The organism is Kribbella sp. NPDC055071 (assembly GCF_053608045.1).
Genome location: NZ_JBSGUS010000003.1, coordinates 283019 through 305077 on the forward strand (window position 1 = coordinate 283019; position 22059 = coordinate 305077).

Sequence of the window (22059 nt, forward strand, 5' to 3'; positions counted from 1 at the left end):
CCGCATTCACGCTAGGCACCGATCAGGTCGTCTCCCCGCAGTTTCGATACTCGTTTCAGGGCTTGGCGTAACCCCCTGCGGCTTGTACGGAAGTGGTGGACCTGCCCGGGGATAGCGTTCGGGGGTGGAACCGATTGAGGAGTTTGTTCGGCTCTTTGTCGACTGGATGGATCGGACCGGCGCTGAGGGCGACCCGGATCTGGAGCTGATCCGGGCGTTGCTCGAGGCTCGTCGGCCGGTTCAGGACGTGTTCCACCTGCGCGACGACATGGGCCAAGGCGTGCCCGGCGTGATGGTGTGGCCGAACACGTCGTTGTACCGGACCGCGATCGAGGTCGGACCGTTCTCGTTCCCGTACGACGCGCAGGTGCGGGAGGCGTTGATTCGCACGGTGCCGCTGCTCGGCGCGTTCATCCGGATGAGCCTGACCAAGGAGGACCCCACCACGCTCCGCAAGGAGACCGCGGATGCGGTGGACATGCTCACCGACAACACCGTGATCGAGAGGCCCGCGAGCTGGGCGCGGGCGCTGCGCAGGTACTGGTTGCGCATCGACGCGAAGTTCGAACCGCCACCCGGTGCGGAAGGTGAGCGTTGGTCAGCCCGGTTCGACCGGATGCCCTGGGAACGGCGCAACGAGTTGATGGGGCCGATCGTGCGTCCGGAGATCGAGCTCCCGACGCAGTTTTTCGGCGACAACGTCATACCGCGGCCGACGATCTCGCTGCCGTCGACGCTGGCCGCCGCGGCCCGGAACGCGCCGTTGATGGCTGACGTGATCGAGGTGGCCGAGTTCCTCGCCGACCGGACGGGTGCCTGGTCCGGTGGTTGGCTGGGCAAGGACGTCGTACAAGAGGTTCTTGACGGTACGTCGCTGTCCGATCCTGACGCGGTGCAGGAGGCCTGGCGACTGGGAGTGCTGGCGGGTTTCCTCTGGCCGGTGCCGATCCGGGTCTTTCGCGGCGAGAACCTTGATCTGTGGTCGGAGCCTGAGCGCGCCATCGCCCTCTGGACCGATACGGTCGGCATCGCGGTTTCCGACCTGGACGGTCCGCTGCGGATCCAGGTCGTCGAGTTGATTCTCTCCCTGTACCTCCCAGGGCCTTCGGCCTCACTCGATCGCTTGGCGGCGGTCCGCGCATCCGCCGACGGCGCGGCTGCGATCGACCGGCTCCTGCGGCTGGGTGCGATCGTCCCGACCGTCGGTGGCGGAGTCGAGCTGACGCCGCTCGGGATCCAAGGATTGCTGTTCCGGTGGTTCGGTTGGAAGCCTGACGGCGAATTCCGGCTCGTCGTCGGCGAGTGGCAGCCGGACCTGACGACGGCTGACGTGATGACCTGGCTTCGCGCTGGTGCCCGCGGTCAGATCGCCGACGTCGAGTGGGTCAAGACCGCCGATCCGCAGGTGTTCGCCGGCCAACTGGTCGACGCCATGTTCGCCACCGACGACGCGATGAGCCGGACGATCGGATCCATGTATCTGAGTCAGCTGGGATCGTCGGTTCAGCCGATGGTCGACCGGTTCGCCGGTACGCGGTTGCATTCGTATCGCGCCAACTGGCCCGGCAGCGAGACGGTCCGGGACCCGAGTGTCGAGGAACTGTTGCTGTGGCTGGACGACTACCTGGCCTTCTCCGAGGTGTGGGAGAAGATGCTCGCGACGCTGAAACCGGGCACTCAGGTCGACATGGGGAACTACGACTTCCCGCTTCCGGCAGGGAACACGGTGCTGGCCAAGGGAGTGCGGGGCGGGGCGCTGACGGCCGCCGAGATCGCCGAATTGCGGAGAAGTTTCACCGCGGACCGCGCGCAGTTCGCGAAGCTCAGGCAGGAGATCGCCGCGGAGCTGCCGACCGACGCGCCGACCGAAGACCCGTCCGACCGCTAGGCCGGCCCGGTGACGGCGCGTGGACTGGTTGTGGCCGAGGGCAACGAATGGGTCGGGGGACCGGGTGACGTGGGGCTGGGACGGCGATTGACAGGGTTCAAACCGGTCACATAGCGTCCTTCGACGTGTCCAGTGCGCGCAAACTGAGGGTCGGGATCGTCGGTGGCGGTTTCATGGGCCGGGTTCACGGCCGGTCCGCACTGGTCGCCGGGGCCACGGTGGTCGGAGCCGTCGCGTCGTCGCCCGAGCGGGCCGAGGCAGCCGCGGAAGCGACCGGCGCCGAGCGCGGTTTCGCGACCCTGGACGAGCTCCTGGCCGCCGACATCGACGTGGTCCACGTGTGTACGCCGAACAACACGCATCTCGACGTGACACTGCAGGCTCTCGAGGCCGGCAAGCACGTGATCTGCGAGAAGCCGCTCGCGACCTCTGTCCACGACGCGACCGGACTGCAGACCGCCGCCTTCGAGGCCGAGCTGGTCGGTGCGGTCCCGTTCGTCTACCGCTACCACCCGATGGTCCGGGAGTTGCGCACGCGGATCGCCGAGGGCGAGGCCGGCATGATCACGAGCCTGCACGGGTCGTACCTGCAGGACTGGCTCGCCGGCGCCGACGATCAGAACTGGCGCGTCGACGATGCCGCCGGGGGTCCGTCGCGGACGTTCGCGGACATCGGGTCGCATTGGTGCGACCTGACCGAGTTCGTCACCGGCGACCGGATCGCGGCGATCAGTGCGCAGCTGCGGACCGTGCGATCCACCCGCGGTGGAGTCGAGGTCCACACCGAGGACCTGGCCACCGCGCAGTTCCGGACCGAGGCCGGGGTGGTCGGGACGATCGTGGTCAGCCAGGTCGCGGCCGGGCGGAAGAACCGGTTGTACCTGGAGGTCTCCGGGACCGAGTCGAGTTTCGGGTTCGACCAGGAGGACCCCGATCGGTTGTGGGTCGGACGCCGCAAAGCCGCCGAGTTGCTGACGCGGGATCCCGAGACGCTGAGCCCGCCGGCCGCGCGGGTGAACCGGCTGCCGGCCGGTCACGCGCAGGGGTACCAGGACGCGTTCGACTCGTTCGTGGCCGACAGCTATGCCGCCGTACTGGGTGACCACCCGGACGGCCTCCCCGATTTTGCCGCCGGCGCGCGGTCCGCCCGCCTGGTCGACGCCGTTCTGCGGTCGGCCGCCGACGACAGCGCGTGGATCACCGTCGAAACCCCTTAGGAGTCTGTGAGATGCCCCGTCCGATCACACTGTTCACCGGTCAATGGGCCGATCTGCCGTTCGAGGAGGTCTGCCAGTTCGCGTCCGAGGCCGGGTACGACGGCGTCGAGATCGCGTGCTCCGGTGATCACTTCGACGTCCAGCAGGCGGTCGACGACGACTCGTACGTCCAGGGTCGGCGCGACATCCTGGAGAAGTACAACCTGAAGGTCTGGGCGATCTCGAACCACCTGGTCGGCCAGGCGGTCTGCGACGACCCGATCGACTTCCGGCACCAGGCGATCGTGCCGTCCCGGGTCTGGGGCGACGGCGACCCCGAAGGGGTGCGGCAGCGCGCCGCCGAGGATCTCAAGAACACCGCGCGCGCCGCGGCCAAGCTCGGCGTGAAGACGGTGATCGGCTTCACCGGCTCCTCGATCTGGCAGTACGTCGCGATGTTCCCGCCGGTGCCGGCGGAGCGGATCGAGGCCGGATACCGGGACTTCGCGGACCGGTGGAACCCGATCCTCGACGTGTTCGACTCCGAGGGCGTGCGGTTCGCGCACGAGGTGCACCCGTCGGAGATCGCGTACGACTACTGGACGACGACCTTCGCGCTGGAGGCGATCGGTCACCGGGAGGCGTTCGGGCTGAACTGGGACCCGTCGCACATGGTCTGGCAGGACATCGACCCGGTCGCGTTCCTCTGGGACTTCAAGGACCGGATCTACCACGTGGACTGCAAGGACACGAAGATGCGGGTCGGCGGGGGCCGCAACGGTCGGCTCGGTTCGCACCTGCCGTGGGCCGACCCGCGCCGCGGTTGGGACTTCTACTCGACCGGTCACGGCGACGTGAACTGGGAGGACTGCTTCCGCGTCCTCAACTCGATCGGCTACGACGGCCCCATCTCCGTCGAGTGGGAAGACGCCGGCATGGATCGCAAGATCGGCGCCGCCGAAGCGGTCAACACCATCCGCGCCCTCGCCTTCGACAAGCCCGAAGCCGCCTTCGACGCAGCCTTCGCCACCGACAAGTAGCCCCACCAGCCGCCGCGCAACGCACACCGCTGCGCGGCGGCTGCTGTCGCGCGTCGCCCCGGCCGGGCGGTTGCCAACTCGTGGGTTATCCCGCGAGTTTGTCCGTTCTCCCATCGGGATGTCACGGGAGAACCAACCATCTGATGGGAGAACCCGACACTCACGGGGTTATCCGTTCGTGTTGGTGGAGGTCGGTGGGTGGGGGGCTCGGCCGGCGGCTGCGCCTAGGAGGAGTTGGGTTAGGGAGAGGGTGGCGAAGACGGTGAGGGTGGTGTGCCAGGAGCCGGTGTGTTGGGTGAGATAGCCGGCTAGGACTGGGCCGGTGGCGGCCAGGAGGTAGCCGACTGCTTGGGCCATGCCGGAGAGTTGGGTGGTCTCGTGGTGGGTGCGGCCGCGGAGGCTGATGAGGGTTAGGGCGGCAACCAGGGCGGCGCCTTGGCCCAGGCCGGCGAGGATTGCCCAGGCGATGGCTAGGTGGGGGAGTAGGAGCAGGCCTAGGAGGGCGACCAGTACGGGGACGCTGGCGGTGACGGTGCCGGCGCGTTGGTCGGTGGGGTGCTTCATCAAGCGAGGAATCGAGAGCCCGCCGACCAGCCCGAAGCCCTGGAACAGGAACAGGTGGATCCCGGTCGTCCGCTCCGCGACGCCGTTCGCGAGCTCGATGCTCGGCAGCCAGTTCACGATCAGGTAGAAGCTCGTCGACTGCAGCCCCATGAACCCGGTGACCATCCAAGCCATCGGCTGCCGCCAGACGCTCACCGGCGGATCGTCGTCATCCGCAACCGGCAGTGGAGCCGGCTCCGGAGACAGCGTCCGCGGCAGCCAGATCACAGCAACCAGTACGGCGAGACCGCCCCAGACCGCGAGCGCCAGCCGCCAGTCGACCGCATCCGCGATCGGTACGGCGAGGATCGACGCGATCGCCGCACCACCGGTGATGAACGCCGTGTACACACCGGTCGCCCGCGACACATGTCCGGCGTAGTCCCGCTTGATGATCACCGGAACCAGCACGTTGCCAACGGCGATCGAGGCGCCGACGACACACGTCCCGATCCACAGGCCGGCCTGGCCCGAGTACGGGCGGAGTGCGCTGCTCAGCGCGAGGACCAGCAGTGAGATGAAGACGGTGCGCTCCATCCCGAAGCGGCGGGAGGCGAGATGCACCAGTGGTGAGGCGCCGGCGAACGCGAGCAGCGGGAGTGTGCCCAGCAAGCCCTGCGCGGCCTCGCCCAGGTGCAGGTCGAGGCCGATCCGTGGCAGCACCGGACCGACCGCGGTCAGAGCCGGCCGGAGGCTGAGCGCCACCACGAAGACCGTTGCGGTCACCACTGCCGACCGGGTCCGAAGTTCCGAACCGGGTAATGATCCGGGTAATACCGCCACGACACACACCTCTCCCATGCAGATGTCCTACATTTGCACTGTACGCTGATCGGGAACGGAGGCCGATGGCGGTGTCATTCGATGGACCGGTGCGGCAGGTGCCGCTCGTGCTGCAGGTGTCGGAGCGCTTCCGGGCGCAGATCGAGTCCGGGGCTTGGCCGCGCGGCTCGCGGATCCCGGGGGAGCACCAGCTCGCCACCGAGCTGGGGGTCAGCCGTGGCACCGTACGGGAGGCGCTACGTTCGCTGAGCCTGACCGGCCTGCTCGAGCCGCGCGTCGGCGACGGCACCTATGTGCGGGCGACGAACGAGATCAGCGGCGTACTGGTCAGGGACGAGCTCTCCGCCTCGTTGACCGACGTACTCGACGTCCGTGCCGGCATCGAGGCCGCGGCCGCGCGCCTGGCCGCACAGCACCCGGACCCGGAGATTCTGGCGGTGATGTCCGCGGCACTGGAGTCCCGCGGCGCCGCGAGTGACGTGGACGCCTTTGTGTCCGCGGACGCAGACTTCCACCGCAATGTCGTGGTTGCCAGCAGGAACCCGTTGCTACTGCGTTTGTACGACGCGATCGCCGAAGTGCTGACCGCATCGATCCACCAGACCGCGATGCTGCGCGAGGATCACCGGATCCTCGGCGCGCACGTCGGCGTACTCGAGGCCATCCGGGCAGGCGATCCCGAGGCGGCGAGTCGGGCGTCGTATGCGTTGATCGAGTCCGTCAAGCGAGAAGCAACGGATCCGTCCAGTAATACCTGAGACAGGCCGGCTGTCGCTGCATGATTGGGTTATGACTGATTGGGAGACGTTGCGCGCGCTGGCCGACGAGGGCAACGAGAAGGCCGCCGATCGGCTCGCCGATCTCGCCGACGAGCGGGGTGACGTGAATGCGTTGAGTGAGTTGCTTGATGAAGGGAACATGCGGGCAGGCGAGCACCTGACGCGGCGTGCGGCGGCCGCCAGGGATCTGTTGGAGTTGCAGCGGATCAGTGATGCGGGCTACGACGAGGCGGGCGAGGTGCTCAACCGGCTGCTGTGAAGGATCGGGGTTTGGTGCGGAGGACGGGGGCGAAGATGGCCAGCCCGGTCGCGAGCAGCGTGACCACGAGGAACGAGATCGTCAGGTTGCTGGCCTGGGCGATGCCGCCGATGATCGACGGTGCGACCAGGCCGGAGGCGTAGGTGATGGTGGCTACGCCCGCGATCGCCTGGCTGGCGTTGGTGCCGCTGCGGGCCGCGGCCGCGAAGGCGAGCGGTACGACGACCGCGATCCCGACGCCGATCAACCCGAACCCGACCGTCGCCCACACCGCGTTCGGAGCGACCACAACGAGTGCGCCGCCGGCCGTGGCGATCACTCCACTCCACCGAACCGTCCGTACGGCGCCGAACCGGTCGATCACCGCGTCACCGGTGATCCGTGCGATCGCCATCGTCAAAGCGAACCCGGTGGTCGCGCCGGCTGCCACACCGGCCGAGCTGTCCAGAATGTCGCGCAGGTAGACCGCAGACCAGTCCAGGCTCGCGCCCTCGGCAAACACCGCACAGAACCCGACCGCACCGATGAGCAACGCCGACTTCGGTGGGAACGCGAACCGCGCCGGCGGCTCCTCGTCCTCCTCGGGATGGATGTTGAGCACGAACTGCGTCACCACGAGCCCGACGATCGTCAGTACGACGGCAGCCACCGCATGGTGGATCTGAGCACTCAGACCGGCGTGCGCGGCCACCGTCCCCACCGCGGACCCGAGCAGCGCCCCCACACTCCACAGGCCGTGCAGCCCGGACATGATCGACTTCTTCAGCCGATGTTCGATCTCGACGCCGAGCGCGTTCATGGCCACATCGGCCATCCCCGCGGTCCCGCCGTACACGAACAGGAAGGCGCACAGCGTCAGGAGGTTCGGCGCGAGCGACGGGAGGACGAGCGCGAGGGTCCAGAGCGCGAGTAGGCCGCGCAAAGCAGTCCGGGTGCCGAAGCGGTGCGTGATCCGGGCGGCCAGCGGCATCAGCACCGCGGCGCCGAGCGCCGGGAACGCGAGCGCCAGGCCGAGCTGCCCGGCGGAGACCCCGGCGTGCTCCTGGATCCACGGCACCCGGGTCGCGAACGACCCCGTCACCGATCCGTGCACACAGAAAACGGCGGCCACGGCGTACCGCGACCGCTTGATCAGCTTTGTGTCATCAGGCACAAGTAAACATGCTAACTGTTTGATCGATCAGATGGATGGTAGATTTTTGCGCGTGAGAAGTGCGGAACGGCATCAAATGATCGTAGAACGACTCCGGGTCGGCGACCGAGTCTCCGTCCACGAGCTGGTCGAGGCGACCGAGGCCTCGGACATGACCGTACGGCGGGACCTCGACTTCCTCGCCGCGCAGGGCGTGCTCAAGCGCGTCCACGGGGGAGCGGTGTCGGCGATGCCGTCCGGTCTCGAGCCGCCGTACTCGCTCCGCGCGCAGGCGGCGGTCGCGGCCAAGCAGGCCATCGCCCGAGCGGCGGTCGAGCACATTCGCGACGGCGAGACGATCGTCCTCGACAGCGGTACGACGGCTCTGGAGACAGCGCGACTGCTGCACGATCGCACCCTGACAGTCATGCCGTTGTCGCTGCACATCGCCCACGAGTTGGCCGACGCGCCACGGGTCCGGTTGCTCATGCCTGGCGGTGAGGCGCGCAAGGGAGAGCTGTCACTCATCGGTCCGCTCACCGTCGCGTCGTTGCGGGCGCTGCGGTTCGATCTGGCCGTGCTGAGCCCCTGTGCGTTCAGTCTGGACGCCGGACTGACGGCGTTCGACCTGGGCGACGCAGAGGTCAAGCAAGCGGCGCTGGACGTCGCGACGAGATCTATGGTCCTTGCCGACGGCGCCAAATGGGACCGTGCCGCCTTGGCCTACGTCTGCCCAGCGGACCGCGCCGATCTGATCATCACCGACGCCAGTGCGCCCGAAGACCAACGAACACTCCTCACCCAGCGCGGAGTCCTCGTGGAGGTAGCCGAATGACCGCCACCGAGCTGTCGACCGAGACCACCCCGCCAAGAGCAGCCCGCGTCGCCACCTGGCTCTACTTCGGCCTCAACGGGTTCGCAGTGGGCATGTGGGTCGTCCACATCCCCAGCATCGAGCACTCGACCGGCATTTCGCACCCCACGCTCGGTCTGCTCCTGCTGGTGCTCGGCTGCGCCGCCTTTATCGCCATGCAGGTCGCGGGTCCGCTGGTCGACCGGCTGGGGCAGCGCCGCCTCGTACCGGCGTCCGGCGTACTGCTCGGCATCGCTCTGGCTGGTCCGGGCCTGGCAACGAACTGGTGGACGCTCGGCCTCGCCCTGATCCTGATCGGCCTCGGCAACGGCTCGATCGATGTCGGCATGAACGCACAGGCCGTTGTGGTCGAACGCGCGTACGGGCGGCCGATCATGGCCGCCTTCCACGCGATGTGGTCGATCGGCGGCGCCATCGCCGCGCTCATCGGTGCAGCCACGCTGCGAGCCGGCGTGCCGACCGAGGTCACGCTGGTTGCAGCGGGCGTTGTGTGCATCCTGATCTCGCTGATCGCCCGTCAGTTCCTGCTGGAGCCCACAGTCCACCATGACGCCGACAAGCCGGCCGAGGAGCGGACGAAGCCGCCGGCGAAGCTGGTCTGGGCGCTCGGCGGACTCGCGTTCGGTCTGATGCTTTCCGAAGGTGTCGCCAACGACTGGGCCGCGCTGCAGTTCCGCGACATCCTCGGCACGTCCGTCAGCACGGCGGCCTATGCGTACGGCGCTTTCGCCGTCGCGATGACCGTGGGCAGATTCCTCACCGACCGGGTCGCCGCGGTCGTCGGACCCGCCGCGATCGTTCGGTGGGGCGCCGCGATGGCGGCCGTCGGCCTGACCGTCGTGATCGTCGTACCGTCGGTGCCCGTCGCGTTGGTCGGCTGGGCGGTCTTCGGTCTCGGCCTGGCCGGCGGCGTACCGCAACTGTTCACCGCCGCCGGCAACCTCGACCCGGCCTCGGCCGGTGCCCTGATGGCTCGCGTGGTCGGACTCGGGTACGTCGGACTGCTCGCCGGGCCGGCGTTGATCGGCGGACTCGCGCACTGGATGCCGCTGAACATCGCGTTCATCCTGCCGGTCGTGCTGTGTGTGCTGACGTTCTTCGGTGGACCGGTGCTCAAAAAGCGTTCTTGAGCGCTTGCTCCAGGTCGGCCCAGAGGTCGTCGGGATGCTCGATCCCGACGGCCAGCCGGATCAGGTCAGCCGGAATCGTCGGGACCTCCAGCGGCCAGCGGCGGCGCCGTTCGAGCATCGATTCGACGCCGCCGAGGCTGGTCGCGTGCACCCACAGGTCTGTTGATTCGCAGACGCGCTGAGCGGCCTCGGCGTCGCCACCGAGCTCGAACGACAGGATCGCGCCGAAGCCGGACATCTGCGCAGCCGCGCGCTCATGGCCCGGATCGTCGAGCAGCCCCGGATAGCGGACCCGGCTGACGCGCGGATGCGCCAGCAGGCGCTCGGCCAGGAACGCCGCATTCGACTGCGCTCGCTCCAGCCGCAACGCCAGCGTCCGCAATCCGCGCAGCGCGAGCCACGCCTCCATCGGACCGGGGATCGCGCCGAGGCTGCGCCGGCGGAGTTCGATCGCGCTCCACAGGTCGTCGTCGGCGGTGACCACGGCGCCGAGAACGACGTCGGAGTGGCCGGAGATGAATTTGGTCGCCGAGTGCATCACGATGTCCGCACCGAGCGCGAGCGGTCGCTGCAGGAGTGGCGTCGCGAAGGTGTTGTCGACGACAACGATCGCGTCGGTCGCCCGGCCCGCGGCGGCGATCGCCGGGATGTCGGCGACCTCCATGGCCGGATTGGTCGGCGACTCGATCCACAACAGGTCGGCTGCTTCGACTGCCTGGACGACGGCGGCGGTGTCCGCGATATTGACCCGATGCACGGTCAGCCGACCCTGCTCGGCCTGCTGATCCAGGAGCGCCAGTACGCCGGAATACGCGTGCTGCGGTGCGACCACCCGGCCGCCGACCGGGATGAGGTCGACGATCGCGGCAACCGCGGCCATGCCCGAGGCGAAGGTCAGTCCACGACCACCCTCGAGCTCGCCGAGGGTCTCCTCCAACGCCGACCACGCGTCGTTGCCGAAGCGCCCGTACCCACGATCCCCACCCGCGACGTAGGTCGAACTGAACACCGGCGACTCACCGACCGGCGCGTTCGGCACTCGCTCGGGCCGACCCGCGTGGACGACGACGGTCGACGGATCGAGGTCAGTCACGCGGCGCCGCCGGCAACGGAATGCCGCCGCCCCGAAGCATGGTCATCGCCCGCCGGGCCAGTGCCCGGACATCGGTTCCGTCCAGATCCTCGGCCCAGACCCGAACCACCGTCTCGATGATGTTCATCGCGATTCCGGCAGCCAGGGCGGCGGTGAACTCGGCGTCCCGCGGGTCGCTCGCGGGCAACCGTCGTACCAGCTCGTCGGTCAGGTCGTTGCGGAACCGCCAGATCAGCTCGTTCAGGTGGGCGCTCACGGAGGCGGCCTGGTGGGACAGCTCGAAGACCGCGCGGATCCGGTCCGGATTTTCCTCCAGTTGCTCCAGGACCCGGTCGATCACCGCCTGCAGGCCGTCGGGCAGGTCCAGCTCAGGCTGCTCGCGGAACCATCCGACCGCAGTGTCCAGACAGTCCTCGACGAACTCGAGGACCAGGGTCTCCTTGGTCGGAAAGTACCGGTACAGCGTGCTCGGACCGACCTCGGCGGCCGCCGCGATCTGCTCAACCGTCGTCCGGCCGAAGCCGTGGTCGGTGAACAGCTCGAACGCCTTGTCCGCGATCAACCGGCGGGTCCGCTCCCGCTTCACCTCGCGCAGTCCCATCTCCACCTCCGCGGGCAGAGTACCCGTTCGCGACGCGCCGGAAGCAGTCATCGATCGGCAGGTACAGTCATATGGTAGTCACCGTCAGAATCCGAGTGTCTACGGAAGGGCATCATGACCGAGAGCTTCCCCGTCAGCCGTCCCTCCGGGTGCCCGTTCGACCCGGCCAGCGAGTACGCGGCGTTCCGGCAGAGCGACGCCCCGGCGAAGGTCTCCACTCCCGCCGGCGTCGACGCGTACGTCGTCAGCCGGTACGACGACGTCCGCACGGTGCTCCGCGATCGGCGGCTGAGTTCGCGGTCCGCGCCGTCCGACCACGTCACCCCCGGCGCCGTCCTGGACGGCGAGGTCCCGACCGGCTCGATCATCCACGTCGACGGCGACGCGCATAAGCGGCTGCGACGACTGCTGACCGGCGAGTTCACGGTCAGGCGGATGGAGGCGATGAGGCCGCGGGTCGTCGCGATGATCGAGGAGCGGCTCGACGCGATGCTGGCCAAGGGCGGTCCGGTCGACCTGGTGCAGGAGTTCGCGCTGCCGATCCCGTCGCTGGTGATCTGTGAGCTGCTCGGCGTTCCCTACGAGCAGCGTGACCAGTTCCAGGAGCGGAGTGCGCTGCTCGTCACGGTCGACGGCGACCCCGACGAGATGATGCGCGTCAGCGACGAGCTGACCCAGTACATGGCCGGGCTGGTGATGGCCAAGCAGGCGAAGCGGGACGACGACCTCCTGTCGCGGCTGATCACCCGCGGCGAGGAGGAGGGCGACGCCCTGACCCTGCCCGAGCTGGTGACGCTCGGCATCTCGCTCCTGGTCGCCGGCCACGAGACGACCGCGAACATGATTGCTCTCAGCACGCTCGCCCTGCTTCGCACCCCAGAGCAGCTCGCCGCGCTCCAGGCCGACCCGACGCTGGCCGCGGCCGCAGTCGAGGAACTGCTGCGGTACCTGTCCGTGGTCCAGTTCGGCCTGTTCCGCCACGTGACCGACGAGGTCCAGGTCGGCGAGACGACGATCGAGTCGGGTGGCTTCCTGATCGCGGCGCTGTCGTCGGCGAACCGGGACGAGCGGATCTTCCCCGATCCCGATCGCCTCGATCTGAACCGCAAGCACAGCGCCCACGTCGCGTTCGGATTCGGACCGCATCAGTGCCTCGGCCAGCAGCTCGCGCGGGTCGAACTCGAGGAAGTCTTCAGCCGCCTGTACACCAGGATCCCGACCCTGCGACTCGCCGTCCCGTTCGAGGACCTCGAGTACAAGAACAACACCCTCGTGTACGGCGTGACCTCGCTGCCGGTGACCTGGTGATCCCGCGGCGGCCTACCCTGCCGTCATGGGGCGGACTGGGGGAGGTCGCCGGATTGCCGTTGTCGTCCTGGCGTTGGGCGCGGCGGTAGCGGCGTTCGTCGTACTGGCGTCGTCGAGCGGGAGCGTTCGACCGATGCATCGGTCGTCGCGCCCGATGGATCTGCCGACGCCGCGCGGCCAGGGGTCGCCGGCGCCGGTCCCGGTGGACGCCGGCCAGCCTGGGTGGCTCGACCTGGTGATCACCATCGGGCTGTTGATGGTGCTGATTCTCTTCACCCTGCTGGTGTTCTGGATGGTCTTCGCCGGGATCCGGCAGCGCGGCGACAAGACCACCATCGCGAGGGACGAGCGGATCCGGGACGAGCGCCTCGTGGAGGCGGTCGAGACCGGGCTCGTCCGGGTCGAGTCCGGCACTCCGACGGACGCCGTGATCGCCTGCTGGGTCGCCCTGGAACAGGCGGCCGCCGCGATCGACGTGGCGCGTCGGCCCGCCGAGACCGCGGCCGAGTTCACGGCGCGTGTCTTCGGTGTCTCCAAGGTCTCGCAGGCAGACCTGCACACGCTGGCCGAGCTGTACCGCGAGGCTCGTTACTCGACCCGCGGCAGTTCGGAGGAGGCCCGCGCCACCGCCCGCGACACGCTCACCCGGCTGCGCGCCGAACTGCTGCCGCGCCGCCGGGGCCTTCGATACAGGACTTCTTAAATGCAGGGCGTGATGAGCTTGTTGTACTTCTGGACGGCATCAGACACGTCGGTCAGCGCGTTCGCCTCCGGCGCGTACTTGGACGGGACCGCGATCTCGAGGTAGATCGCACGTCCGATCGTGGTGAAGACCACGCCGTTCTTGGCCTGCTGGGCATACCAGCCCACGCCGTTCACCTCGAAGCACTGCGACTCCGCCTCGGCCATCCCGGCGGGGGGTCTGACCCCACACGTGACCTCGATCGGCGGATCGCCGTACGCGCTGGTGAGAGGGCTGACCGGCGTCGTCGTACGGCGTTTGGCGTCGAGCACCTTCGCAGGCAGCGCCTTCACCAGGTCCCCGCACGCGGACGCGACCTCGGGCGCCGGGCTGGGGACAGGGACGGGTGTCGGCCCGGGACTGCAGCCTGCCAGCAGGATCAGGCCGAGTGCGGTGAGGAGGAATTTGGGCATGCCGAAGGAAGACAGGACTCCGTGGGTCCGCTCAGATGTGTACGACGGGGCAGGTCAGGGTCCGGGTGATCCCTGGCACGTTCTGGACCCGGGCAACCACCAGCTTGCCCAGCTCGTCGACGTTACGGGCCTCTGCACGGACGATCACGTCGTACGGACCGGTGACGTCCTCGGCGAGGGTGACGCCCTGCACCTCGGCGATCTGTGCTGCGACATCGGCCGCCTTGCCGACCTCGGTCTGGATCAGGATGTAGGCCTGGACCACCACGTCGTTCTCCACTCAGTCGTCCTCAGCTGGCTCCGGCCGACTGTACTGCGAGCCCGCCGGGCGTACTCTCGTTGCCCGGTCACGGTACCGCCTAGACTCCCGGTGGCGATATGGGAGGTCTGCTGACGTGACAGAGACGTTGGGGAGCACGGGGGAGTTCGGCCTGATCGAGGCCGTCACCAAGGGGCTGTCCACCAGTGAGGACGTCCTGGTCGGGCCTGGAGACGACGCGGCTGTGGTGGCGGTGCCGGACGGGCGGATGGTGATCACGACCGATCTGTTGGTGGAGGGCCGGCATTTCCGCCAGGACTGGTCGTCGGCGTACGACGTGGGCCGTAAGGCGGCCGCGCAGAATCTGGCCGACATCGTCGCGATGGGAGCCCGTCCGACCTCGCTGGTGATCGGCTTCGGCGGACCGGCCGAGCTGCCGACCGCCTGGGTGCTGGAGCTGTATCAGGGTCTGACCGACGAGTGTGAGCTGGTCGGCGCGGCGATCGTCGGTGGGGACACGGTCCAGTCGGACAAGATCGTTGTGTCCGTGACGGCGTTCGGTTCGCTGGACGGACGGCAGCCAGTGGTGCGCTCGGGTGCACGTCCGGGTGACGAGGTCGCGTACGTCGGCCGGTTGGGGTGGGCCGAGGCGGGATGGGCCGTGCTGGCTCGTGGGTTCCGATCACCGCGTGCCGTGGTCGAAGCGCATCGCCGGCCGCAACCGCCGTACGTCGAAGGCCCGCGCGCCGCCCTGTCCGGAGCGTCCTCGCTGTGTGATGTCAGCGATGGCCTGCTCGCCGACCTCGGGCACATCGCGGTCGCGAGTCAGGTCGTCATCGACGTCCACACGCAGGCGTTGAGCGTGCCCGAGCCGCTGCAGGCGGTCGCGGCCGCGACCGGTGCGGATCCGCTGAAGTTCGTGCTCACCGGCGGCGAGGACCACGCGCTGGTCGGTACCTTCGAGCCGGCCGACGTTCCCGAGGGCTGGACCGTCATCGGTTCGGTTGCCGAGGGCAACGAGGAACGCCCGGCCGGGACGGTGACCGTCGACGGCGCGGCCTATGCTGCCGAGACCGGCCACGCCCACTTCAGGAGTTGAGATGCTGCTGCCCAGAGTGCTGACCATCGCCGGGTCCGACTCCGGTGGTGGCGCCGGGATCCAGGCGGACCTGAAGACGATGCTGGCCAACGGCGTGCACGGGATGAGCGTGCTGACCGCGATCACGGCGCAGAACAGCCTCGGCGTCCAGGGCGCGTGGGAGCTCCCGGAGGAACAGGTCCGGGCCCAGTTCCACAGTGTGGTCGACGACATCGGGGTCGACGCGGTCAAGACCGGCATGCTCGCGTCCGCGTCGATGGTTCGCGTGGTTGCGTCACTACTCCGGACGCTGCCGCCGTCGGTGCCGGTTGTCGTCGATCCGGTCTCGGTGTCGAAGCATGGCGACTCGTTGCTGGCCGCTGACGCCATGGACGCCGTACGCACGGAGATCGTTCCGCTGGCCACCGTCCTGACTCCGAACCTCACCGAGCTCGGGCCGCTGGCCGGAGTCGACCTGGAGACGTTGGAGGACCGAGAGCTCGCGGCGAAGGTGCTGCTGGATGCCGGCGCCTCGTGGGTGCTGGTGAAGGGTGGCCACGACGTTGGTACGGCGTCTGTGGACGTGCTGCATGGTCCAGGGGCGCGCCGGTCGTACAGTGCGGTCCGGGCGGACAATCGGCATACCCATGGGACCGGATGCACGCTGGCCAGCGCCATAGCGTCGTACCTGGCCCGTGGGAACGACGTACCGAGTGCTGTGGGTGCTGCGAAGGAGTACGTGACCGGAGCGATCGCGGCCGGGTTCGCGCTCGGTGGTGGAATCGGTCCGGTCGATCATGCGTGGAGATTTCGAGGGAGTGGCAGTTGACCATGCCGATTGGGCAGCAGCCCCCGGTCGACGGGTACTGCGAGCAGTGCGGCTTCAACTACGACACCGGTGACCTGCAGGGCACAGTGACCCTGCTGATCCGGCAAGCGGCGGACTGCAGCATGGCGCTCACGAAGGCCGCGGCCGGTCCGGACCCGAGCGTCGTACGGTTGCGGCCCAAGCCGGAAGTGTGGTCGGCGATCGAGTACGCGTGCCACGTGCGCGACGTGCTCGAGGTGCAGCGTTTCCGGATCGCGCAGTGCCTGGCCGAGGACCGGCCGGTGTACGCGCCGATGGACCGGACCGGTCGGGTGAAGCAGCTCAAGTATGAGGATCAGGACCCGATGGAGGTCGCGGCCGCGCTGATGCGTTTCGCCCGCGAGTTCGGTGCGGCGGCCCGGGTGCTGACGCCGCCGCAGCTGGGGCGGTTGGGGCTGTACAACTATCCGGTCCGGGCGCCGCGCACGCTGGGGTGGATCATCCGGCACACGGCCCACGAGATCCAGCACCACCGCCTCGACCTCACCGCGATCCTGGCCGAGGTCGAGCCGCCGATCGTCCCCAAGCCCAAACCCGAACCTGTTGCCGCTGATGCTGAGTCTGACACTGGTGAATCTGATGCCGCTGCTGGTTAGCGGCTTGCCGCCCAGGCGGCGATAGCGGGCTCGGCCGTCAGATAGTCCAGCCCGAGCGCCGCAGCACCGCGCAGCGCACCGTCGGTTTGATGAGTAGCCGCCAGTACAGGCGGGGGAGCCGGCCGATGGAACGTCATCAGCCCGTCGAGATAGGCCGCTTCGAACGTCGACTCGGCCGCAGCTCGGAGTGGAATCGCCAGCCCGCCCAGCGTGACCACATCCGGGTCGTGTGCGTTCACCAGCCCGGCAATACCCGCGGCCAACGCGGCCACCACCTTGGTGATCGCACGAGCCGCAGCTCGGTCAGTACGACGTAACACCGCCTCGGCGTACCCGTAGGGGTCGTCCGGCTCTGGCTCATCCAGATGCCTGGCCAGCGCACGTCCGTCGATCTCCAGATCCCAGCACCCCCGCGCACCACAAGGACACGGCCGCCTCCGGTCGCCGAACGGCATGTGCCCGTATTCACCGGCCGCTCCCGATGCGCCCTGCGCCGGAGCGCCATCGATGATGAGCGTCCCGCCGATACCCACCTCGACGATCAGGTGCACCGCCGTACCGGCTCCCGCAGCGGCTCCTGTGCGCGCTTCAGCGACTCCGCTCAGGGTTGCGTCGTTCTCGGCCAGTAGTGGGAGTCCTGAGCCCGCGGCGACTGATTCCAGCCCGACCTCAGGCCAGTCCAGCGTCGGAGCCTGCATGAGCCGGCTGTCCCGAATGCTGCCCGGTGCGGCCAGGCTCACAACGCGCAAGCGATCGCCGTACTGCCGCTGCGCCTGCTCGGTCGCCCTGTTGAGGTTGCCGAGCACGACCTCCGGCCGCCGACTGCGGTGGCGTCGCTGCTGCTGCTCCAGGAACGTTCCGTCGAGCGCGACCACCGCACTGCGCCAGCTGCCTTGCCGCAGCTCCAGTGCGAGCAGCACAGGTCCTTTCGGGTGCGCCCGCAGCACTGTGGTCGGACGTCCGCGCCCCTGACTCGGAGCCGGTGCCTCGGTCAGCAGGCCGATGTCGCGCAGCCGGGCGGTCACCTCCGTGGCCGAGCTGGTGCTCAGCCGCAGGTCCCGCGCCACTGCCGCCCGCGTGATCCCCGGCCGGCGGCTCACCCTGTGCAGTACGTCGGCAGCCGTCTGCCACTGTCCACGGCGCACTGGAGTCATACCATGGTTCTACCTTATGCTCGGAGAACGAGTTAATTGGAGGGGTGATGGAGTTGCGCGACATCGGCGCCGTCCGGGCCGTCCTGTTCGACATGGACGGCACGCTCGTCGATTCCGACGCGGTGGTCGACCGCAGCTGGGGCCGCTGGGCGACGGAGTACGGCCTGCGCGTGGACGAGGTGCTCGCGATCGCGCACGGGAGCCCCGCCGTACGCACGATCGGGATCCTCCTGCCGGAGCTGTCGCCGCCGGAGCAGGCCGCCGCGGGGGCGCGCATCCTCGCCATCGAGTCCGACGACGTCGACGGTGTGGTCGCGACTCCGGGCGCGGTCGAGTTGATCGCGACGCTTGATCGGATTCGGATGCCATGGGCGGTTTATACAAGTGCGCCCGGGCAGTTGGCGAAGGTCCGGCTGGAGGCTGCGGGGATCTCACCGCGCGTCCTCGTCACCGTCGACGACGTCGCGCGCGGCAAGCCTGATCCGGAGGGGTACCGGCGGGCCGCGGAGTTGCTCGGTGTCAGTGCCGATCAGTGCCTTGTGGTCGAGGACACCGTGGTCGGCCGGACGGCGGGGGAGGCGGCCGGCGCGATGACCGCCGGACTCAAGGGCATCAGCGCCGATCTCGAGCTGCCCGACCTTCACCACCTCGACAGGATCTTCACAGGCCGCGAATGACCGCCGTCCAGAAGCCACCGGCGAGCGCCGAGGAGGACGGGTGACCGCGGCTGTGGAGACAGCTGCGGGCGCCGGGGCGCGGGGTGACGAACTGCGGATCGGGATCGCGATCTCGTCGCTCAGCTACCTGCTGGCCGGACTCGGTGCGTGCGTCGCGATCCTGGCGCGAGACCTGAACGAACCGGCGGGCCGCCTGGCCCTCCTTCCGTCCGGGTTCGCGGTCGGGCTGCTGATCGTCGCCGTGATCGGCCCGCGGATGTTGCGGGCCTGGCCGATGGGATCGGTGCTTGCGTTCGGCTCGATCGTCTCCGCGGTCGGCGCGGTCCTGCTGGCGGTGGCCCCGACGTACCTCACCGTCATCGGCGGCGGGCTCCTGGCCGGCTTTGGTGGTGCACTCCTGGTTCTGGTCGCTCCGCTGATGCTGAACGGCCCAACGGCGGCCGCGCGCCTCAGCCGCGTCAACGCGGTCGGCAGCGGCGTCGGCGTCCTCGCGCCGCTGGCCATCGGAGGCCTGGACAGTCTCGGCCCGACCGGCCGCATCGCCATGTTGGCCGCCGTACCGCCACTTCTGCTGCTCGCCGCCCTCACCCGCCGCGTCCAGCCAACCCTCACCACCTCGGCGGGCCGCGCCACCTCCAGCGAGCCGACTCCCGACAGTCCTCCCTTGATGTTGATCGATTCGGCACCTGCTGTTGGGCTTGGGCGGAGATGGCGGCCGCCGGTGGGTCGGAGGATCGCGCTGGATGTTGGGGTGGGGTGGCTCAGGGTCGTGCTGTCGGTCGCGGTGGAGTTCTGTTTCGTCGTGTGGGCTGTCGCCCGGCTGGTTGCGGCCGGACTGCCGACCGCGACGGCTGCACTGCTCGGCAGTGCGTTTCCGATCGGGATGGCGGTTGGGCGGGCGATCGGCCCACTGCGGATCCGCTCGTGGTCTCCCGTCGTACCGTCCGGTGCACTCGCGGTGGTCGGCACGTTGCTGGTCAGCCTGTTCGACTCGCCTGCGGTAGTCGCTCTCGGCCTGGTCGTCGCCGGCCTCGGAGTCGCACCCCTCTACCCAGTGACCCTCGCCGCCCTCGTCGCGACCCCTGGCCTGAGTCCCGCCCGCTTGGCGGCCATCGGCGCGCTGGCGTCCGGTACGGCGATCCTCGTTGCGCCGGCCGCGCTCGCGTTGGTCGCACGGGTGGTCGAGATCCGTACGGCGTACCTCATCACGTTGCCGCTTCTCGCCGTACTCTTCGCCCTCAGCCGGCGCCTGACGGCCGGAGCCCGCTCATGACCACCGCGAACAATCGCTCAGCCTGAGCCGCGCTGTCCGGTCCGTCCTGGCTGGCCCAGGCGATCGCACTGACCAGCTTCAGCACGTCAACCGGCTCCACGGTGGTCACGACGGCTCCGGCGCTCTGGGCCCGCCGGAGCAGGTCGGCGCCGACCGCGATCAGCTGGGTGTGCCAGTTCCTTACCGCGTTATCGTCCTGGTCGACTGCGGCAGCCATCAACGCGGCGGACAGGCCGCGGTACGTCAGCCCGTGGGTCAGGGTCGCCCGCAACCAAGTCTCCAGGGCGCCGTACTCGTCATCGGCCGCGAGCAGGCCCTGGCCGAGCTCGGCGAGCTCCTCGAGCTGACTGGACAGGACGGCCTCGATGAGGTCGAGGCGGGTGGGGAAGTGGCGATACAGCGTCCCGCTGGCGACGCCGGCCCGCCGGGCGATCTCGTCGAGTGAGGCGTCGGTGCCGGACTCCGCGAACGCCTGCCGCGCCTGCTCGAGCAGCTGCTCGTAGTTGCGCCGCGCGTCTGCCCGCACAGTGACTCCCTTGCTAACCGGGGATATGGTCCGGTACCGTCCCGGCTAACCGGACTGTGTCTCATCTTATCGGAGGATGACGTGCTGACCGAACAAGACCGCGCCGAGATCATCGATCTGATCAACCTGCACGGACACCTGGCCGACGACGGCGAGCTCGATCGACTGGACGAGTTGTTCACACCCGACGTCGCCTACGACGTTGCTGCCTTCGGCTACGGCGCCTTGCGCGGGCCGGCCGCAATCCGCGCGGCGGCGCTGACCCTCGGCGACGCGAACCCGGTCGGCCATCACGTCACCAACATCGTGATCACCCCGCTCACCACCGACTCGGCGCGCGTCCGCTCGAAGGGCATCGGCGTCCGGGCCGACGGCCGGACCGGCAGTGTTGTGTACGACGACACCGTCACGCGCGAGCCTGAGGGCTGGCGGATCCGGTACCGCAAGACCACCCAGCGTCGCGCCGCCCTCGGCCGGGACGTCTCGGGGCCGCGGGAGGTGTTGGAGCGGTTCCGGCAGACGGCGATCGATCAGTCGGTCGACGACTTGCGGGAGCTGCTCGCGGTCGATGCGGTGATGGAGTTCCCGTTCAACCGGCCTGGTGTGCCGGCCCGGGTGGCCGGACGGGACGAGATCGTCCGGTGGACCGCGGAGATGTGGCGCACCGCCAGATTCCGGTACGAGCGCTACCGGACGATCGCCATCCACGACACCGGCGACCCGGCGACCATCGTCGTCGAGCAGGACGCCATCGGGGCCAGCGAAGCGGCCGGCCCGTTCACCCTGCCGAACCTGATGGTCCTCACCGCACGCGCCGGGCAGATCGCGCACGTGCGCGACTATGTGAACGTGCTGGCCGCCGCCGAAGCGCTCGGGCGAAAGCTGTCGATCTAGGCCGAGGTCGTTCGTGTAGGGGGCAACAACCCAACACGAACGAGGTGGCTGTGATGCTGAAGGTCTTGCTGGACGGGCTCGCGATGCCGGAGTCGGGGCGGTGGCACGACGGGCGACTCTGGTTCTGCAACTGGATCGAGCAGCAAGTGGTGGCCGTCGACGCCAAAGGTGAGGTCGAGCGCTTCGACGTACCCGTGGAGAAGCCGATGGGCTGGTCGATCGAGTGGTCGCCGGACGGGCGCCTGCTGACGACGGGCGACAAGGTACGGCGGTACGAGCCGGACGGATCGATCACCGTGCTGTCCGAGCAGGGCGCCAACGAGATCGTGGTCGATGCCCAGGGCAACATCTATCTGAACGGCGCCGATTTCGACTTCGCCGGTGGTGGAGCGCCCGAGCCCGGCTGGATCAAGCTGCTCGCGCCGGACGGCTCGCTGCGCGAGGTCGCGGGCGAGATCGACTTCCCGAACGGGATGGTGATCATGCCGGACGGCCGGACGCTGGTCATCGCGGAGTCGTTCGCCGGCCGCCTGACCGCCTTCGACCTCGAACCCGACGGCGGCCTGGCGAACCGCCGCGTGCTCGCCGACGGCCTCGGTCCGGACGGAATCGTCGCCGATGCCGAGGGCGCCATCTGGGTCCAGACCGGCGATGAAGCCGTCGTCCGGCTCGCCCCCACCGGCGAGATCCTCGACCGCATCGACCTGCCCGAGAACCGTGCCCCGTTCTCCATCACCCTGGGCAACCCCGACGGCCAACCAACCCTCTACCTCCTCACGTCGATCTGGCACGCCACCGACTCCATCACCAACAACCTCACCCGCCTCCGCACCGGCCCCCGCTCAGGCCAGATCTACACCGTCCCGGTCACCGTCCCACCCGCGTGACAGAGT

24 protein-coding genes are annotated in these 22059 nt (G+C 68.9%); 16 read left to right on the forward strand and 8 right to left on the reverse strand.

Annotated elements, in window-relative coordinates; translation table 11 throughout:
- The first annotated feature begins 124 nt into the window (after positions 1 to 124).
- From ACWF4Z_RS07985 to ACWF4Z_RS07995, 3 genes are all read left to right on the forward strand, one after another.
- Positions 125 to 1888: a hypothetical protein gene (locus ACWF4Z_RS07985; RefSeq protein ID WP_452242216.1), complete on the forward strand. Its 1764-nt coding sequence runs from the start codon at positions 125 to 127 to the stop codon at positions 1886 to 1888.
- A 125-nt stretch (positions 1889 to 2013) separates the two neighbouring features.
- Complete coding sequence (locus tag ACWF4Z_RS07990) at positions 2014 to 3105, forward strand: Gfo/Idh/MocA family protein (RefSeq protein WP_452242217.1); 1092 nt, start codon at positions 2014 to 2016, stop codon at positions 3103 to 3105.
- Positions 3106 to 3116: 11 nt separating this feature from the next.
- Positions 3117 to 4124: a sugar phosphate isomerase/epimerase family protein gene (locus ACWF4Z_RS07995; protein ID WP_452242218.1), complete on the forward strand. Its 1008-nt coding sequence runs from the start codon at positions 3117 to 3119 to the stop codon at positions 4122 to 4124.
- Positions 4125 to 4292: 168 nt separating this feature from the next.
- Here ACWF4Z_RS07995 and ACWF4Z_RS08000 read toward each other — a convergent pair whose 3' ends face one another.
- Positions 4293 to 5453 carry a CynX/NimT family MFS transporter gene (locus tag ACWF4Z_RS08000; protein ID WP_452242219.1) on the reverse strand — a complete coding sequence of 387 codons (1161 nt, stop codon included), beginning with the start codon at positions 5451 to 5453 and terminating at the stop codon, positions 4293 to 4295.
- A gap of 122 nt (positions 5454 to 5575) precedes the next feature.
- Here ACWF4Z_RS08000 and ACWF4Z_RS08005 point away from each other — a divergent pair, with 122 nt between their 5' ends.
- Together ACWF4Z_RS08005 and ACWF4Z_RS08010 are read left to right on the forward strand one after the other, a co-directional pair.
- Complete coding sequence (locus tag ACWF4Z_RS08005; RefSeq protein ID WP_452242220.1) at positions 5576 to 6268, forward strand: FadR/GntR family transcriptional regulator; 693 nt, start codon at positions 5576 to 5578, stop codon at positions 6266 to 6268.
- A 31-nt stretch (positions 6269 to 6299) separates the two neighbouring features.
- Positions 6300 to 6548, forward strand: a complete 249-nt coding sequence (locus ACWF4Z_RS08010) for a hypothetical protein (RefSeq protein WP_452242221.1) — start codon at positions 6300 to 6302, stop codon at positions 6546 to 6548.
- Here ACWF4Z_RS08010 and ACWF4Z_RS08015 read toward each other — a convergent pair.
- On the reverse strand, positions 6532 to 7701 hold the full coding sequence (locus ACWF4Z_RS08015; protein WP_452242222.1) for an MFS transporter: 1170 nt from the start codon (positions 7699 to 7701) through the stop codon (positions 6532 to 6534). The two genes, ACWF4Z_RS08010 and ACWF4Z_RS08015, sit on opposite strands and share 17 nt — an antisense overlap.
- A 76-nt stretch (positions 7702 to 7777) precedes the next feature.
- Between ACWF4Z_RS08015 and ACWF4Z_RS08020 the strand changes: the two genes are divergently transcribed.
- Positions 7778 to 8515: a DeoR/GlpR family DNA-binding transcription regulator gene (locus ACWF4Z_RS08020; protein WP_452242223.1), complete on the forward strand. Its 738-nt coding sequence runs from the start codon at positions 7778 to 7780 to the stop codon at positions 8513 to 8515.
- Complete coding sequence (locus ACWF4Z_RS08025; RefSeq protein WP_452242224.1) at positions 8512 to 9684, forward strand: MFS transporter; 1173 nt, start codon at positions 8512 to 8514, stop codon at positions 9682 to 9684. Before ACWF4Z_RS08020 ends, ACWF4Z_RS08025 begins: the two co-directional genes overlap by 4 nt.
- Here ACWF4Z_RS08025 and ACWF4Z_RS08030 read toward each other — a convergent pair.
- Positions 9668 to 10777: a trans-sulfuration enzyme family protein gene (locus ACWF4Z_RS08030; protein ID WP_452242225.1), complete on the reverse strand. Its 1110-nt coding sequence runs from the start codon at positions 10775 to 10777 to the stop codon at positions 9668 to 9670. The two genes, ACWF4Z_RS08025 and ACWF4Z_RS08030, sit on opposite strands and share 17 nt — an antisense overlap.
- The gene (locus ACWF4Z_RS08035; RefSeq protein WP_452242226.1) at positions 10770 to 11378 is read right to left on the reverse strand and encodes a TetR/AcrR family transcriptional regulator; all 609 of its coding nucleotides are present in this window, start codon (positions 11376 to 11378) and stop codon (positions 10770 to 10772) included. Before ACWF4Z_RS08035 ends, ACWF4Z_RS08030 begins: the two co-directional genes overlap by 8 nt.
- A gap of 114 nt (positions 11379 to 11492) precedes the next feature.
- On the opposite strand from ACWF4Z_RS08035, the gene ACWF4Z_RS08040 reads away from it, so the two are divergent.
- A complete protein-coding gene (locus ACWF4Z_RS08040) occupies positions 11493 to 12686 on the forward strand; it encodes a cytochrome P450 (RefSeq protein ID WP_452242227.1) in 1194 nt (397 codons plus the stop codon).
- A 25-nt stretch (positions 12687 to 12711) separates the two neighbouring features.
- Positions 12712 to 13389 (forward strand): DUF4129 domain-containing protein, encoded by a 678-nt coding sequence (locus ACWF4Z_RS08045; RefSeq protein ID WP_452242228.1) that lies wholly within the window; start codon positions 12712 to 12714, stop codon positions 13387 to 13389.
- Here the strand turns inward: ACWF4Z_RS08045 and ACWF4Z_RS08050 are convergent.
- Together ACWF4Z_RS08050 and ACWF4Z_RS08055 are read right to left on the reverse strand one after the other, a co-directional pair.
- Positions 13386 to 13841 carry a DUF3515 domain-containing protein gene (locus ACWF4Z_RS08050; protein ID WP_452242229.1) on the reverse strand — a complete coding sequence of 152 codons (456 nt, stop codon included), beginning with the start codon at positions 13839 to 13841 and terminating at the stop codon, positions 13386 to 13388. The genes ACWF4Z_RS08045 and ACWF4Z_RS08050 overlap by 4 nt on opposite strands.
- A gap of 31 nt (positions 13842 to 13872) precedes the next feature.
- Complete coding sequence (locus ACWF4Z_RS08055; protein WP_184806149.1) at positions 13873 to 14109, reverse strand: Lrp/AsnC family transcriptional regulator; 237 nt, start codon at positions 14107 to 14109, stop codon at positions 13873 to 13875.
- Positions 14110 to 14236: 127 nt separating this feature from the next.
- On the opposite strand from ACWF4Z_RS08055, the gene ACWF4Z_RS08060 reads away from it, so the two are divergent.
- The 3 genes from ACWF4Z_RS08060 to ACWF4Z_RS08070 are packed head-to-tail and all read left to right on the forward strand — an operon-like array spanning position 14237 to position 16642.
- Positions 14237 to 15199, forward strand: a complete 963-nt coding sequence (locus tag ACWF4Z_RS08060; RefSeq protein WP_452242230.1) for a thiamine-phosphate kinase — start codon at positions 14237 to 14239, stop codon at positions 15197 to 15199.
- 1 nt (position 15200) lies between these two features.
- Positions 15201 to 16007, forward strand: a complete 807-nt coding sequence (thiD, locus tag ACWF4Z_RS08065) for a bifunctional hydroxymethylpyrimidine kinase/phosphomethylpyrimidine kinase (RefSeq protein WP_452242231.1) — start codon at positions 15201 to 15203, stop codon at positions 16005 to 16007.
- A gap of 2 nt (positions 16008 to 16009) precedes the next feature.
- Complete coding sequence (locus tag ACWF4Z_RS08070) at positions 16010 to 16642, forward strand: DinB family protein (RefSeq protein ID WP_452242332.1); 633 nt, start codon at positions 16010 to 16012, stop codon at positions 16640 to 16642.
- Here the strand turns inward: ACWF4Z_RS08070 and ACWF4Z_RS08075 are convergent.
- The gene (locus ACWF4Z_RS08075; protein ID WP_452242232.1) at positions 16639 to 17796 is read right to left on the reverse strand and encodes an ROK family transcriptional regulator; all 1158 of its coding nucleotides are present in this window, start codon (positions 17794 to 17796) and stop codon (positions 16639 to 16641) included. The two genes, ACWF4Z_RS08070 and ACWF4Z_RS08075, sit on opposite strands and share 4 nt — an antisense overlap.
- Positions 17797 to 17843: 47 nt before the next feature.
- On the opposite strand from ACWF4Z_RS08075, the gene ACWF4Z_RS08080 reads away from it, so the two are divergent.
- Together ACWF4Z_RS08080 and ACWF4Z_RS08085 are read left to right on the forward strand one after the other, a co-directional pair.
- Positions 17844 to 18473: an HAD-IA family hydrolase gene (locus ACWF4Z_RS08080; RefSeq protein ID WP_452242233.1), complete on the forward strand. Its 630-nt coding sequence runs from the start codon at positions 17844 to 17846 to the stop codon at positions 18471 to 18473.
- Positions 18474 to 18513: 40 nt separating this feature from the next.
- On the forward strand, positions 18514 to 19746 hold the full coding sequence (locus tag ACWF4Z_RS08085; RefSeq protein WP_452242234.1) for an MFS transporter: 1233 nt from the start codon (positions 18514 to 18516) through the stop codon (positions 19744 to 19746).
- On the opposite strand, the gene ACWF4Z_RS08090 is transcribed toward ACWF4Z_RS08085, so the two are convergent.
- Positions 19712 to 20272 carry a TetR/AcrR family transcriptional regulator gene (locus ACWF4Z_RS08090; RefSeq protein ID WP_452242235.1) on the reverse strand — a complete coding sequence of 187 codons (561 nt, stop codon included), beginning with the start codon at positions 20270 to 20272 and terminating at the stop codon, positions 19712 to 19714. The genes ACWF4Z_RS08085 and ACWF4Z_RS08090 overlap by 35 nt on opposite strands.
- Before the next feature lie 81 nt (positions 20273 to 20353).
- Here ACWF4Z_RS08090 and ACWF4Z_RS08095 point away from each other — a divergent pair, with 81 nt between their 5' ends.
- The gene (locus tag ACWF4Z_RS08095) at positions 20354 to 21166 is read left to right on the forward strand and encodes a nuclear transport factor 2 family protein (RefSeq protein ID WP_452242236.1); all 813 of its coding nucleotides are present in this window, start codon (positions 20354 to 20356) and stop codon (positions 21164 to 21166) included.
- A gap of 53 nt (positions 21167 to 21219) precedes the next feature.
- Positions 21220 to 22053, forward strand: a complete 834-nt coding sequence (locus tag ACWF4Z_RS08100) for an SMP-30/gluconolactonase/LRE family protein (protein WP_452242237.1) — start codon at positions 21220 to 21222, stop codon at positions 22051 to 22053.
- Positions 22054 to 22059: the final 6 nt, after the last annotated feature.